Source organism: Novipirellula caenicola, assembly GCF_039545035.1.
Classification (GTDB): Bacteria; Planctomycetota; Planctomycetia; order Pirellulales; family Pirellulaceae; genus Novipirellula; species Novipirellula caenicola.
This window is the reverse complement of record NZ_BAABRO010000001.1, coordinates 439,295-455,134: the sequence shown is the minus strand read 5'-3', so window position 1 is coordinate 455,134 and position 15,840 is coordinate 439,295. Positions and strand designations below refer to the sequence as shown.

The following is a 15,840-nucleotide window of genomic DNA, read 5'->3' as shown; positions in this document are numbered from 1 at the left end:
AACGGAACACTCAAAAACATAGCAGGATTTTGGCGTGGGGAAGCGAGTCCGGTGCAAACGGCAGATTCGTCGGTGCGCGACATGCTCGGTCAGTGCTCTTACCTAATATAGTTTTTGGAGAGGGGCAGGAAAGTTGCGCAACCCAAAAGTCACCACGTGCCTAAAGGTTTAGCTGATCGGCACTGGTTCTGGTTGAGCTCGGGGACCGTGGCTAGCGCCAAAACGATAACGCTTTGCAGCATTTTTCATATCCCGAGTGCGTAAGCTAGGGACTTTTGAGCCAGCACCGGTCCCTCGCTTACGCGGTTGTGATGACTCAGTAAAACACGGCTCAGAAATGCTTCACCACGTTTGCCAAAACGGATAACCTGCCGAATGCCCCCTGCCTGACTGTTTAACAACAGGAAACTTGGTCGTCGGACACCTCCGAATTATCCATGTGGCGAGCTCTATCTCGCATCAATCAATTTCGGCCCGTAAAAACAACTCTGTTAAAGCTCGATCGCGAGCGTCTACTTGCGACTGGTTCGGAACTGAATCCGCCTTGGTGATTGGGGCTGCCATTGGCTCTGTCACGAACGATAACGCGGCTTGATTCGCAACATCATCACCCCGTTTTAGTTGGGAATCGTTTGGAACCAGGTCGGCTTGCTGCGGCTCGTTTCGATCGTCCGCGGTCGTGTGCGTCTTCGATGGGATCAGATTGGGAATTGCAGCTTCGGGTTGTGGCGGCGACGAGGTTTCCGTTGATGCAAGCGGCGCCGGTTTGTTGAGATCGAGGAAGTTGATCACATCGAGAGCGTCCGCTGCGGATGCGACGTATTGCCCGGCGTTATTGAGCATTCCGTTGACATCGTAGTAGCGATTCGCCAGCGTTGTGGCGTCGGTCGGTGTCTCGAGCGCGACGGCGCTTGTTCGGAACCGGTCCAGCAGATTGATGATCAGCAAGGCATCAAACGCAGTCGTTGCGCCGCTGTGATCGACATCGGTCGCTGCAAAGGGATTCTGCCACGGTTTGGTGTTGACCGTTTGCACGGTGGCTTCACCATTGGCCAAGACATGCCGCTGGCTACCATCGACGAAAACCGGCGGCATCACTTGCCAGTCGTCGCCGGCGTAATTGATTGTGTCATCTTCATCGTGAACGACGACCAAGACATTGTTTTCATCGGTCGCCGCAATGACGCTCGGTCCATCGAGGGTCAATTCATTGGGGCTAGCGCCGATCACATCGATCCGTTCCAAATTCAGTGGTTGGTTTTGAGCTGGATCGGTGAGGTCCAAATGGTGACCGCTGCCGCCGAGAACAAGAGCATCGTCGCCTAACCCGCCATCCAGTGTGGGCAATTGGTCCACGGACAAGTCGAACGTAAACACATCGGACCCGCCACCAAGTTGCACGTGCGTCATTCCGCTGGGCTGTTGGAAATCGATCACCTCACTGTGGTCGCTGTCGATACGCAGCAGGTTATCATCCGCGTCGCTACCGGTGTCGAAAACGACATTGTCATCGGAGTCCGCAAACACGAATTCGCGGTCGACCACGTCAAGGTTGTCTTCGATCGGTTCCAAGTCGATCGCTTTCAAAGCGAAGGCGAGGTCATCCGCAGTCCGATCAGTAAAAAATGAAGTGACCAAGCTCGATTGGAGTTTGGTTTTTAGGTAATCCAGCGGCGGATCGCTGGCGGATTGAACATCCAGTCTTAATGCGTCGTTGCCGCCGATCCCACCGTCGAACACGAACGGTCCCATCGGCGGGATGCCGATGCCACGAAAGATCAACAGATCATTACTGTTGGGCGATCCGTTCAGCCGGATGGTCGATGACGGATCGGTTGCGGGCCGAAAGAAAACGATGTTGCCGTTTTGATCACGCACCGTCACTCCGTTAGTGTTTACGTCCACCTCGTGTTGCTGACTGCCGGGATTTAGGTTGACCACCGACGCGATCGGTTGGTCGGCCACCGCGACGGCTGATCCTGAAAAACCGGCGCCGAGTTCAATGTCATTGATCGAGCTCAGGTCGTTGCCGTCAAAGACTTTGACGGTTGCTTCGATCGGATCGTCGATCCCTGGGCTCGTCACGATATCGGCGACGCCATCGCCGTTGACGTCGCCCGCGGCGACACGCACACCGCCGGCAAAACCGGGGTCATAGGCAAAGAAATGAGCAAGCAAACTTGGGTCGGGAATTCGGATACCGGTATCAAGGTGGGGCAACAATGCGGAATCGATGACTTTCACATGGCCGCCATTATTGGACCCTGCTTGGTCGGCACCCACGACGATGTCGTCCAATCGGTCGCCGTTTAGGTCTGCGGCGGCAACAAACACGCCTCCGAGAAAGCCTTGGTCAAACGCAAAAAAGTCGCTTAGGATCTGGTTGGCCGGGATCACGCCTGTGGGAGGTAATTGATTGGCGGTGTGCCCATCAAAGACCCGCACATGGGGACCGCCGCCGGGACCGGCACCGACAATGATGTCGTCTTGGGCGTCGCCGTTAACGTCACCAGCGGCAACGCGGACCCCGCCGGTGAATTGCAGAGAGAACGCGAAAAAGCTAAGAATTTCATCACCGGTGCTGCCACTGAATGCCTTCACATGCGGCCCGGCTCCGGGGCCAGCCCCGGTGATGATGTCGGCGATGCCGTCACCGGTCACATCGCCGGTGGCCACGAAGACGCCACCGGTAAATTGAGGGTCGTAGGCAAAGAAGCTTTGCAGCGTGGCTCCGCTCGTTCCGTCGAAGACTTTGACATGAGGTCCGCCGCCTGGACCCGCGGCGGTAATGATGTCGGGAGTGCCATCGCCGTTCACATCGCCGGTTGCGACTCGCACGCCGCCTGTGAACGTGGGCGAGTAGGGAAAGAAACTGAATGTTTCCGTGCCATCGGGGTCAAATACCTTGACGACCGGCGGAGCACCGCTTTCGGATCCCACGACGATCGAACCAAAATGGATCGCCGGTGGCGAGAAGATGTTCAGGTCAATGGTGTCGGTGTTGAGGTTGCCCGCGGTATCGGAGACCAAGGCTTCGATCGAATGGAGCCCCGCAGGAAGATTAGGGAAGTCAAAGTCGAACACAAATGGATCAAAAACTTCGAATCCAACAAGTTGTGAATCGATAAACAATCTCACCGATTCAACTTCGACATCATCCTCGACGTCGACCGCAATTCGCAGAGGTGAACCGGCGATAATGCCTTGACCATCGATCGGCTGAGTAATGGTTACCGTAGGCGGTTGATCTTCGCTTAGGTTGACGGTGATTGGCCGGGAATCGGTCTGGTTTCCTGCGACGTCAATCGCTCGAGCTGTCAAGACAACGTTGGGAACATCCGCCGGCAACGTAAAATCAAAATGGAACGGAAACGAGTCGTCGGATTCAACGAAATTGCCATCCACACGGAGTTCGACTGCCTTGATTTGAATGTCGTCCGTTGCCTCCACTGCGATCGGGATCGTGCTGCCTTCGATGAACGTGACGCCGCCAAAGGGCGACGTGATCGCGACGGTCGGCGGCGTATTGTCTTCGACAACCTCGCTGGATAAATCGATGGTGTATTCAAAGCGATCATTGGCAAAATCATTCGTTTGAAAGGTCAATTGACCATCGAATGTCCCCAGTGAGCTTGATTGCAACATGATTCCGACTTGCGTTGCACCTCCAGGACGGAGCACGTCGGAGCCCGCGTCGACGATCGAATACCCCGAACCACTGATTTGCAGGTTGCTGATGATTAAGTCGGCGATGCCTGAATTTTCGATTCTAATGTGATCCGTTAGCAGCGTGGTCCCCGCATCCGAATCGATCACGGTCTGCCCAAGGTTCCATGTGCTGCCATTGGCGACCTCGTCACCCGCTGGATCACTCACCGTCACCTGGGCCGCGGGATCAAAACGAATCGCATCGGCTAGTATTAGCCCCGCATCGCCAATCAATTCAGCACGAATCCCTGCTCCTTCGTCGACCTCAATAACCCCGAGTTGTTCCCAGTCGATCCCGATGTCGCTGAAATCACTGGGCGGGAAAAACTGGTTGACATTGGTTGTGAACGAATTGACTCCGCTGTTGACGATAAACGTTGCCTCGGGAGAGGCCCCCAGCGCGAGCGAAGGCCACGTTGCCGAAACAAGATAGGGTCCCGGGGGAAGCAAGGAACTGCACTCGGCGCCGGTACAATCCCAAACGCCCGCAGACGTCGCACCGATCGCTTGAGTGCTGGTCATATCGCCGAACGCACCAATGCCTTGGTTGTGGATTCCCGATGATGAGAACTCGGTGTCCCCGTCATCAATGATCCACGTTTCGGAAATCGGTTCGATCCGAACCGCATCGGCGATCACAAACGAATCGGGATCATCATCACCCAGGTCGGCATCGAGATCAAACAACTCGACCGTCAACGTGTGTCCGGTGATGGGAACAATCGCGAGATTCTGAAACGAAATCCCCTGCACGTCAAACTCGTTGGGAGCGATCTCTTGGTTGACATGCACGTCGGCCACGATGGGGCCGCTCGAGTCTCCGTCATGCACGACAAAACGAACATTTTCGCCGCGGTCCGGAGCACTGGTCCAAGTCGCCGAGACGGAAAATTGGCCTGGGGGAATGTCCGTGAACGTCCATGTGGCCACGTTGCCGGCGTTGGCGGCGCTGAATTCGATGTCACCATTGAATCCTTGTAAAAACAGGGGATCAAACTGTCTTGTAAATCCCTCGGCGATGTAACCGGGGTCGCCATCATCGATCAGGTTGGGGGCGGCGTTGATCACATGAATCTGTTCAAAACCGACGTAGCTAACATCTGCCAATCCCGTTCCAGGGAACGAGAATTTGGTACCATCGTTGATCACGTTTTCACCGCTGGCATCCAGTATCAAGCGGTCGATTCCGTCGCCTCCGTCAATCAATCGGGGAACATCGAGCGGTTTGACATAAACGGTGGAGTCGTCGTCAAAGGGGCTGCCGACGAAATTTTCCCACTGGCCAACCAACCGAATCGTGTTGCCCGCCGAATCGACGGTCTGAACCGCGGTCGAATCCAAATCGATCGTGATCGGCAGCGAAGCGAACGAGAAGTCTAGCGTGTCATCGCCGCCGGTATCGATAAAGACATCCGCGCCACCAGGAGTCGCAAACACAGTGTCATCGCCGATGCCGACATCGACCCTATCGTCCCCAGGCCCGTCAAAAATCACGTCCGCGCCGGGACCACCGTTCAAAACGTCGGGACCCTCGCCGCCATCGATGGTGTCCGCATCTTCGCCGCCATCAATTCGGTCGCCCCCGGGACCTCCAAATAGTTTGTCGTCGCCGCTTTGTCCGCGAAGTACATCGTCGCCGTCCCCGCCAAAGACCACTTCGGTCAAATCGCTGCCGGTCACCGTGTCGTTGCCACCATGCGTGCGTAGATGAACTTCCAAACCTTCGTCGAGGTCGTACGAGACAATGCTTGGGGTCCCGATGCCAGTGATTCCATAGCTCAGTTCGACGGACGGACCGACGACGTCGACCGTGAATGTTTCGTCGCGGGCGATGCCATGTGCAAACACCGGAGTGCCCGGCAATTGATAGCTTCCGCGAAGCGGCCGCGTGTTGTCTTCGTTTAGCGGATCGCCGTCGAACTCGGGCACAACGTCCAAGTGATCAGCGACGGTCAAGATGAAATAGTCCTCCATCGGGTCCGCATCGCCGTCGATCCCCGGAAACGGCACACTGCCTGCATCGACGCCGATGGTGGTTGAAATAATCCGATTTCCATCGACGACAAGATCGTCGGGATCGGTGATCGTGGTCACCCCTAGCAGTTCGTCGCTGGCATCGAGTCGATCGTCAAGTGATCGGTAGTAACCCAATTCAAATTCCGAAGCATCCTGGTGCAGCACACGGAACGATTGAATGAAATCGCTGAAGCCGGTTGCAAAATTGCGACCGATCACGATGTCGGTCGACGGAGTGAATGCGTATACATCGATCGTTCCATTGGTGTCGCTGACGTCGGGATCGAGTTCGCTTGAAAGGCTGACGTAGGCGGCTCGTCCAATCCTATCGGTGAAGTTGCTGATCACCACGTTGGCATCGCCGGATGTACCGGCCGCTGGTCCGCCGCCGGAGGCTCCATCCGCAGGACTGATCAAGTACGTTGTCTCGGCGATGAGATCGCGAACATAGACCTTCATTCCGGTCACACCATCGATCACATCGTCATCGGTCGAAAATGCCACGTAGCGACCGTTGCCGCTAATCGTGGGATTGGACGAGCCAAACAGCCCACCGTCGCCGCTGGCGGTCCCCGCTTCGTTCACACTGACCAGATGCATTTGCATTCCGTCTGCTTCGTCGAAAATACCATCCATGTCGGCATCGCGGTCCAAGACAAAAACGTCGGGCCCGGCGTTTTCGTCGACCACGCCGTCATCCGGATCGAGCAGATCACTGGCGAGACTGGCGAAGGCGATGTAGCGACCGTTGGCACTGATCGAGGGCCCCGACGAAAAATGCTTGCGAATATCAAACGAGGGGGGCGAGTCGTCGTTGCCGGTCGAATCGGCAACGACGCCGCTGCGGCTGACCAGCGTGGTCGTGTTTCTCAACAGGTCACGAACGTAGATGTCGGCCGACAATCCATTGGCATCGTCAACGCCTGCGACGAGGTCCGTCGCTTTGGTGACGAACGCAACATGACGTCCATCGCGGCTGATCACGGGGACCGCCGATTCTCCGTTTCCGCCATTGTCACCATCGGCATTGATGCTGACCAAGGTGTTCTTGCCGCCGTCATTGACGAACACGTTGCGTGTCCACTCCAGCACACTAGCGGGGACCGTGTCGACCAAATCGAATCCGTTGCTTTGAAATGCGATCTGCGATCCATTGAAGCTGAGTGACGGATTCCCCGAAGCGGTCCCCAGAGCGTTGACGGTCGCCGCGGTACCATCGCGATTGATCGTGACCAGTTCCAGCGTGGTTGCGTCGGTCGCGGCGAGAAACACATCAAAGCCGCCATTGACATCGGGAATTAGTCCGCCGCCCGGAAGCGTTTGAGAGATCGCCAGGTCCGATGCCGCACTGCCAAACGCGACGAATTCACCATCGGGGCTGATTACCGGTCGCATCTCGGCGCTGGTGCCGACACCGTCGGCGCCCGACAGTCCCGCAGCGGTGCCGTCGGTCGCGATACTCAACAGCCGTGTTTGCGAATCACCGGGCTCATTAAAGATCCCGTCACCATCGACATCCAAGTCGCGGACAAACACATTCGGAACACTGTCGACAACCTCTTTGACGAGATTTTCGGCAAAACTGACAAAGGCGATGAAACGCCCGTCATCACTGATCGCCGGATGGTACGAAGCACCTCGGAACGTCGCTCCGCTGCCACTGTCGGTTCCATCACTGTTCACACTGACTAGCGTCGTGATCCCCGTTTCCAAATCACGCACAAACACATCTTCGGCGTCGTTAGTGTCCGCTGGCGTTGTTGTGCCAAGCGGCGGTGTTAAATCCGAAGCCTTGCTTTGGAAGACAACAAACCGCCCATTTCCGCTAATCGCAGGGTTCTTGGACGTCGCTACATCACCGGGTAGGTCGTCGCTGCCCGCAAATAAACCGTCCGGAGTGACGCTAACCAGATCGACCGCTAACAAATGACGGTTCTCGAGATGTTCGATGCGTGGATTCAGATAGCAGCGCAGTTCTCGGCGGCGGTGTTGCCGGAGCGAACGTCGGTAATGCGTGAGGCGGTTGCGAGATTGAGTTACCGTTCGGATTGAATACTCGTTCCATTGCTCTGATTGCGTTGTCATGATGGCTACTCTCCCCAAAGCATCAACATGCGTGAGGACTGCCGAGTCAATCGAAGCCGAAAACGCGATGCCGATTTTGTTTCGGAACCTCGCGCGATGGTGAAGCGAATCTCACCGCGTGGAATCAGTTACGGTGTCTTTCAATCGAATCCTTGCAAAAGATGGTTTCTGGTGAGGGCGTGCCTTGTTGCGGTTTGGTGCTTTGCATTCCCCCAGAAGGGACCGGTTGTTTTCATTTTCAGGCGATTCTGGCTGAAATGCAATGAAGAACTTTAATTCCGCAATCGCCCACCGCGATTGCGGATCGATGCTGGCCCGTATTTGATTAGGGCTGGCCCGTGCGTGATTAGCAATCGAGTGTCGATTTTGTGGCGTATTTATTCGTATTCGCAGGGGCCACGTGACTTGATTCATGGTTGTCGCCGCGACCAATTGCGGTGATCTCTTTGATGCCGAATGGGGTTTAAATGGACCGTGTGCTCCCCACGCAGGCAGCGGCTGCATTAAGATTGTCATCGCAACACGCAGCAATCTTCTATTTTTCCAGAGGCAGTCGATGAAATTGGTTCGGTCGTTTTCGATTTGCGTTGTGATCATGGGATGGGCCGTCAGCGGGCTGAGTTCAGCGGTTGACGCGGCGGATCAACCGCTAAACGTACTGTTCATTGCGATTGATGATTTGCGTCCGGAACTTGGTTGTTACGGCATCGAGGAAGCACAATCGCCTAGCTTGGATGCGTTTGCCGAGACCGCGGTACGGTTCAACAATCACTTTGTGCAAGTGCCAACGTGTGGGGCGTCACGGTATTCGCTGCTGACCGGACGTAGTCCGCTTCGTTCGGGCGTCACGTCCAGCAATTCCGCCCTCTATCAAGGCGAGGCCAAACTGAGCGATGTCTCGCAGCCGGGGGCGCAATCGATGCCTGAGTTGTTTCGCCGCAGTGGATATCAAACCGTCTGCATCGGCAAAATCTCACATACGGCCGACGGCCGCGTGTACGAATACAACGGCAAAGGCGACGGTCGCGATGAAGTCCCATTGGCCTGGGACAAATTGGCGACACCGCTTGGAGCGTGGAAGCGAGGTTGGGGCGTGTTCTTTGCCTATCCCAACGGAGTCCATCGCGAAGACGGTCAGGGGCACCAGGATTTGATGGACTTTACGGCGACCAAGGACACTGATCTTCCCGATGGCTTGATGGCTCAATCGGCAATCGAGTTTCTACAGAAACAACGTGACGCCGACGCTCCCTTTTTTCTCGGGCTCGGCTTTTTTAAGCCGCATTTGCCATTCGTTGCACCGAAGCAAGACTGGGATGCGTTTGAAAACAGCGAGATTGAAATTGCCAAAGACCAACAAAAACCCGAAACGGCGTATTGGCATCGCAGTGGTGAGTTCTACAGATACGATGCCCCTTTTGAAAAACAGCATCCGTTGTCGACCGACGCTCAACGCGATGTGCGTCGCGGCTACCTGGCGTGTGTTCGTTATGTCGATCGCCAAGTAGGCAAGGTGCTCGATGCCCTTCAACAAAACGGTTTGGCCGACAACACCGTCGTGGTCGTTTGGGGCGACCATGGTTGGCATTTAGGGGACCAACAGATCTGGGGCAAACATTCGCCGCTGGAACGCGCACTACGCAGCGTGTTGATGATACGGGTTCCCGCTGTTTCAAAACCAGGTTTGGTTTCGGACGCCCTGGTCGAAACGCTCGATGTTTATCCAACGCTAATCGATGTTTGTGATCCGAGTTTCCAGCAAACGGACAAGCCATTGGATGGGAAAAGCTTGACCGGGCTGCTGCGTGGCGAGACCGATTCGGTGCGTGACGCGTCGCTCAGTTATTGGAACAATGCGATCTCGGTGCGGACGTTGGATCATCGATTGATTGCCAAAAACGTGGGGGGTGAGTATCGATCCATCGAGCTGTATCCGACCGGCAACGAGGTGCTGGGAACAAATTTGGCTGACGAGCAACCCGGCAAAGTCAAAGAAATGTTAGAAATGATTGAACGTGAATCGAACCTAAGGTAGCGAATCGCTGGAACGAACCGGCGCGTGCATTTCGACTTTGCAATTTCCGTTCTGGACTCAGTCGGATGGAATCGGCATCCATTGTCAGCTAAGATTGATGCCACGTGCCAAGCGGATCGAAGCTCAATTCGTTTGCAACCCAAGCGAATGGGCGAATTCCATTTGTTTTCGGTTATTGTCTAATCAAGATCGTCTAAATCGCAAAGGATGTCATGACGCGGGAAGCCTATGATACCTCTCGTCGTCTACGGGAAAACATTGAACAGGTCGTGTTCGGCAAATCCGAAGTGGTGCAAATGTTGGTGGTCGCACTGTTGGCCGGCGAACATATTTTGCTCGAAGACGTTCCTGGAGTCGGCAAAACATTAGCGGCCAAGGCGCTGGCACATTCGATCGATGGCAAATTCAATCGACTGCAATTCACTCCGGATTTGTTGCCCAGCGACATCACCGGCAGCATGGTTTATCGCAGTGACCGGCGTGAATTTGAATTTCACCCCGGGCCCATTTTCGCCAACGTCGTGTTGGCGGACGAAATCAATCGCGCCCCGCCGCGGACCCAATCGGCGCTGCTCGAAGCGATGAGCGAAGGTAGCGTTTCGATTGACGGGGTGACGCATCCTTTGCCGCAGCCGTTCATCGTCGTGGCCACACAAAACCCGTTCGAATTCGAAGGCACCTACGCGTTGCCGGAAAGCCAGCTCGACCGCTTTCTGCTGCGAACCTCCATCGGCTATGCCCCACGCCGCTGGGAACGCGAAGTTCTGGTCACGCATCGCAGCGGCGAACCGGTAAACCAATTGCCAGCGGTGGCATCGTTGCAGGCGATTCGCGATGCCCAAGAACGAGTCCGTGAAGTGGTCTTCGAAGATTCGCTGATCAATTATTTGTTGGATATCATCGAAGCCACGCGGACCCATTCCGAATTTGAATACGGCGTCAGCACCCGAGGGGCACTCAGTTTTTATCGTGGGTGCCAGGCACGGGCGCTTTCTGAATCGCGTGACTTTGTCACTCCCGATGATATTAAATCGCTTGCCGTGGCAACGTTGGCTCACCGCGTGGTACACGACAGCTTGTTCCAAGGCCCGACTCGGCATCTGGTCGAAAAGCAAATTGCGTCGATTTTGGAACAGGTCGAGGTGCCGTTATAGAAGGCCGTTGTCGTGTGTGGGTGGTAGGCGTGAACGAGATGCAAATTCCGACTCGGTGTTCCTAATGCAGCTTCGCAATGATTCACTGAATTCACCCCACTACACTCGCAAGGTGTGGCTGACGCGATTAGGGCTGCATTTTTTGTTCGTCAGCACGTTTGCGATGCTCGGTGGCGCACTTCGCGGATTCAATCTGTTGCTGGTGGTCGCCGGTTTGTTGGTGGGTGCGTTGTTTATCCAGTGGCGTTGGTCACGCGGAACCGTGATGGCGCTTTCGCTTCGCCGACGTTTGCCTGGCGACGCGTATGTGGGCAAGCCGTTTGCGGTTGATGTCGAAGTCACCAACCACAGCCGCTGGATGACGCTATGGATGTTGCGAGTGGACGATACTGTCCAATCAGAATCGTTTTCGGCGCAAAGACAATCCGACAGTGAAACACCGATTGCGACGATCCGCCAAATCGCTCCACTGTGCAGCGAGTCGAGAACCACGTATGTGATGCCTCAAGCCCGTGGGACGCTGACCTTGGGACCGCTGCGAGTGCTCAGCTCGTTTCCGCTTGATCTGTTGACCGCACGGGTGACCAATACCGAGCAGGCGACCGTCGATGTTTATCCCAAATTGTTGTCACTCAATCGCGGATGGCAACGCGTCGTGTCGGGACGCAACGATGGTGTCACGGGATCCACCGATCGGACCGGTCCTAACGAAGGCGATTTCTATGGACTGCGGCCCTACCGCGACGGCGATACGCTGCGAAAAATTCATTGGCGGACCTCGGCGCGGTTGGAGCACCCCGTTGTCGCTCAATACGAACAATCACGTCGTTACGAAGTGTGTTTGATGGTCGATGCCTTCTTGGAATCATCATCGGCCTCTGACGTGCTGGTGGAACGGGCGATCAGTGCCGCTGCGACGATCGCATTGCAGTTGGCTGGAACCACGGCAAGCCGAGTCGTGGTTGCGGCGGCAGGGCACGAAGCGATGGCGACTTTGGCCAGCGGCGCCCCAGACAACAAACGCAAGGTGTTGTCGTTGCTGTCGCGAGTCCGATTGAGTCCGACACCGGACTTGTTGGGCGCGTTTGAACAATCGGTCTCGCTCAGCGGTCGATCGCAGGATGTGGTGATGTTGAGCCCGCGGTCGATGCAGCAGGCAATCGACGGTGTCGCCCCCTCATTGCAAAAACGACTGGACAATTCGTTCCGGCGTGGCCGGTTGCGGTGGCTGGATCTTTCCTCGCCCGCAGGAAGCCATTGGTTCGAAGACGCCGAATAAGTCCACTTTTCTCTGGCGACAAGCTCGGATCCAGCGGCAAGATCCGCCCCAGTGAAAAACACGTCGGGAAACCGACGTTGTGGACTGATGTCTCCCCGTCAAAATACTGCCCCCAATTAAATACTGGCCCCAATCAATCGGACCGCCACATGAAAACAGTCTGCCCCATTAATACGGACAGCCCATTAATACGGACAGCCCATTAATACGAACAGACTGTACAATGAGGGGAAACCATCGCTTCGATCGGCAATCGGTAAATGAGTTGGGCTTAGATTTATGACATCCGTAATTTCAGTGATCACGAAGGACAGCGAGACTGAGGTCGATGGTCGAGTGAAGCTGTGTTTTGCGATCCTCTCCTGTCTGGGGGGGATGACGCTTGCGGGGGACCCTGATTCGCAAACGTTTGCCTTGATTGCCATTTTCTTTGCGATCTTTGGTTACGTGTTTGTCGATTGGTTGGCCTTTTTTTCGCTGCCGTCGTTGGTGGCTTATTTGGCAATGATTGCGGCGGCGATCTACTGCGTCGCGGAATTTGTCGTCTACGATCCAACGACGCGGACGCGGTTTGCTGTCGATTTGTACCAAGCCGGCGATCGGCATCTTGTCGCGGTGTCCCAATTGTTGGTTTTGGTCCAAGCGATCTTGATGCTGCAAGTGAAAACCCATCGGGTGTGCGAACAGCTGTGCGTTTTTTGTTTGCTTGAACTGATCGTGGCGGCGGTGTTTAACAATGCCATCACCTTTGGTTTGCTGTTGGTGCCGATTGGGTTCGTCGCGGCGTATGGTTTGGCACTGCTCTCCGGCGTCTCGTCGCTGGCGACCGGCTACGATGCCGAAAAAGCGCGTCGGGTCAATTCCAATCTCGTCGACATGCCAAAGCCGGATCCGCCCCCATCTGTGCACGATCGCGAAGCAGCCTCGCGCGGCACCAGTCTGTATCGCACGATTCTGTTGTTGGTCGTGCCCGCCGTCCTGCTGATCGGGGCGACTTTCTTTTACGCGATTCCTCGGACCACCGAATCCGCCAAGATGGGGCACAATGGCCGCACCTTGGTCGGTTTTAGCGAGACGGTACGGCTGCAGCAGTTTGGTCAGATGCTCAAGAGCAACGAGATCGCACTTCGGGTTTGGATGACCGAGCGAGCGACGGGGAAACCGTACCGTGCGATTGGCGGATTGTATCTGCGTGGCAGAACGCTCGAGCGGTATCACACTCACGATGCCGAAGGAGAGATCATTGCCGATTGGTCAACGCTGCCGGGCGGGGTGATCAGCAACGCACAGTTATTGCCGATGGAATATTTTCCTGAGCGAAGCAGCGATCGCAATTTCTATGACGCAGTGGACGTGCAAGTCGATTGCAAATCGATGTATAGCGATTCGCTGTTCGCCATCGCTCCCTATTTTCGTACCGACACGAAGAAAGAGGTGGTGCATCAAACCGAGCGTTGGACGCTGCGTCGTCGCGAGGCGAGTGAATGGAATCGGCCGCCGATCCAATATTCGTTTGGAACCCATTCGCTTCGCGATGGAGTGCAGTCCGAATTGATCGCTCGGTTTGCGCCAGGGGAAGTCGCCTGGGCGTCTCAGATTGCCGAGATTCGGAACAACGGACCGAACATGGGGGCGAGGTTGAAACGTAACAATCCCGAACGCGATTTCCGCAGCAATTATGAACACGAACTGTTGCGATTTAACGAGCAGCGGATGCCGACGATCAAATTGATGGCTGACGCGCTCGCAAACAGTATCCCAGAGGAATCGCGACGGCCGATGGCGTTGGCAAGGCTGTACGAAGAATTTTTGCACACTCGCGGCGGATTCGAGTACACGTTGAATTTGAACGCGACGAGATCGAGCCGGGTGGATCCCATCGAAAAGTTTGTCGCCAAGGATCGTCGAGGTCATTGTCAATACTTTGCTTCGGCACTGGCAATGATGCTTCGCAGTCAAGGCATTCCCGCTCGCTTGGTTGTTGGGTATCGAACCGGAGATCTGAACGAACTTGGGCATTATTACGTCGCTCGCCAATCGCACGCACATGCCTGGGTCGAAGCGTTGATTGACGCAGACGATCTCGAAACCGTGGTTTATGGGCAACCCAAGGCAGAACAATATTGGATGCGTTTAGATCCGACTCCCGGTGGAACCAATTCCGAGGGGAACACCCAAGGGGTTCATAGCGTCATCGATTTGGCCGAAACGCTTTGGAAAGGATACGTGGTCGACGTGAATTCAAGTGACAATACCAAATCGAGCGGCGGAGGTTCGGCGATCACTCCGATCGCTCAATCTCGAACGCTGCTGGCGACTTGGTTTCGCAATATCATCGACCAAGTTCAAGCGGGACAGCTTGGCGGAGGCGCGTTGTCGGCACACCGTGATTTTTCATGGATTGCAGCCGTGTTTGGGGTGATGGTGACACTCGGAGTCTTCGGAACCATTCGGGTCATGTCGGAATTTCAGCAGCGGTCTCAAAAGGCCACGATGTCTCGCCCGCCTCGCCCCACGCTGGCGTTTTACGCCGAGACGCTGGACTGTTTGACTCGCTGCGGAATCCATCGACGACATGCTCAAACGCCTGGCGAAATCGCGGTGATGGCCGAAAACAAATTGAACCCAGACGCCCGCCAAGCCGATGAGGTTTCGATTTCGCCGTCCCGTTCGCCACTGCGTATCTTGACGAATGCGTTCTATCGACTACGTTTCGGGCCACCCACGACAAACGTCCCCGGGGATGCCGATGTGGATCCGCAAACGATCCAGCACGCGTTGGACGAATTGAAACAGCAAGTGCGAACTCGGATGTCGAACCCTTCCGTTGCAGTCCCTGCCCCATCCCAATCGACCGAATCGAAAGTAAACGCATCGTGATCGTAGCCATTGATGGCCCTGCCGGCGCTGGAAAAAGTAGTATTGCCCGTAAAGTAGCGCAGGAATTGAAATTTGATTTTCTCGATACCGGGGCGCTTTATCGAGCGGTGACGCTCGCCACGATCCGGGCCCAAGTCGATTTCGATGATACGCCGGCGCTGGTGCGGGTTGCTCGTGAAGTCGATTTGCAGTGGGATGGCGATACCATCTTGCTGAACGGCGACGATGTTTCTAGCGAGATTCGTTCGCCCACGGTCACCGACGCGATTCGTTATTTGGCCGATGAACCACTGATCCGTCAGCAATTGTCGGCGCAACAGCAACGGATCGCCGCGGGTCGTGACATTGTCACCGAGGGGCGTGATCAGGGGGCCGAGGTGTTCCCCGATGCGGAATGCAAATTCTTTTTGACCGCGTCGCCCGAAGAACGAGCAAAACGACGTGTCGAACAGCTCAAAAGCGAAGGGCGGCACATGTCGTTCGAACAGGTGTTGGCCGCGCAGAACAAACGAGACCGCGAAGACGAATCGCGACCGGTGGGCCGTCTACGAGCCGCTGAGGATGCGATTGTGCTGAACACCGACGGCATGACGCCTGAAGAGGTGTTGGCGTGGGTGCTGCAACGTGTTCGCGAAGTGATGGAAAAGCGGCAAACGCAGTGACGAACGCTTGTCACCGGACGG

6 protein-coding genes are annotated in these 15,840 nt (G+C 55.7%); 5 read left to right on the top strand and 1 reads right to left on the bottom strand.

Annotated elements, in window-relative coordinates; genetic code table 11:
* Nucleotides 1-459: 459 nt before the first annotated feature.
* Nucleotides 460-7,809: an Ig-like domain-containing protein gene (locus tag ABEA92_RS01635; RefSeq protein ID WP_345682048.1), complete on the bottom strand. Its 7,350-nt coding sequence runs from the start codon at nt 7,807-7,809 to the stop codon at nt 460-462.
* A 556-nt stretch (nt 7,810-8,365) separates the two neighbouring features.
* On the opposite strand from ABEA92_RS01635, the gene ABEA92_RS01630 reads away from it, so the two are divergent.
* The 5 genes from ABEA92_RS01630 (at nt 8,366) to cmk (ending at nt 15,819) form a co-directional block, all read left to right on the top strand.
* On the top strand, nt 8,366-9,844 hold the full coding sequence (locus tag ABEA92_RS01630) for a sulfatase (RefSeq protein WP_345682047.1): 1,479 nt from the start codon (nt 8,366-8,368) through the stop codon (nt 9,842-9,844).
* A gap of 257 nt (nt 9,845-10,101) precedes the next feature.
* On the top strand, nt 10,102-10,998 hold the full coding sequence (locus tag ABEA92_RS01625; protein ID WP_345682527.1) for an AAA family ATPase: 897 nt from the start codon (nt 10,102-10,104) through the stop codon (nt 10,996-10,998).
* 64 nt (nt 10,999-11,062) lie between these two features.
* Nucleotides 11,063-12,277 carry a DUF58 domain-containing protein gene (locus ABEA92_RS01620; RefSeq protein WP_345682046.1) on the top strand — a complete coding sequence of 405 codons (1,215 nt, stop codon included), beginning with the start codon at nt 11,063-11,065 and terminating at the stop codon, nt 12,275-12,277.
* A gap of 279 nt (nt 12,278-12,556) precedes the next feature.
* Nucleotides 12,557-15,157, top strand: a complete 2,601-nt coding sequence (locus tag ABEA92_RS01615; protein WP_345682045.1) for a transglutaminase TgpA family protein — start codon at nt 12,557-12,559, stop codon at nt 15,155-15,157.
* On the top strand, nt 15,154-15,819 hold the full coding sequence (gene cmk / locus ABEA92_RS01610) for a (d)CMP kinase (protein WP_345682044.1): 666 nt from the start codon (nt 15,154-15,156) through the stop codon (nt 15,817-15,819). Before ABEA92_RS01615 ends, cmk begins: the two co-directional genes overlap by 4 nt.
* The last annotated feature ends 21 nt before the right edge of the window (nt 15,820-15,840 follow it).

What these genes read in the sequence shown, in the direction of transcription:
- ABEA92_RS01635 (WP_345682048.1), bottom strand. Translation starts at nt 7,809, where the DNA reads ATGACAACGCAATCAGAGCAATGGAACGAGTATTCAATCCGAACGGTA.
- ABEA92_RS01630 (WP_345682047.1), top strand. Translation starts at nt 8,366, where the DNA reads ATGAAATTGGTTCGGTCGTTTTCGATTTGCGTTGTGATCATGGGATGG.
- ABEA92_RS01620 (WP_345682046.1), top strand. Translation starts at nt 11,063, where the DNA reads ATGCAGCTTCGCAATGATTCACTGAATTCACCCCACTACACTCGCAAG.
- ABEA92_RS01615 (WP_345682045.1), top strand. Translation starts at nt 12,557, where the DNA reads ATGACATCCGTAATTTCAGTGATCACGAAGGACAGCGAGACTGAGGTC.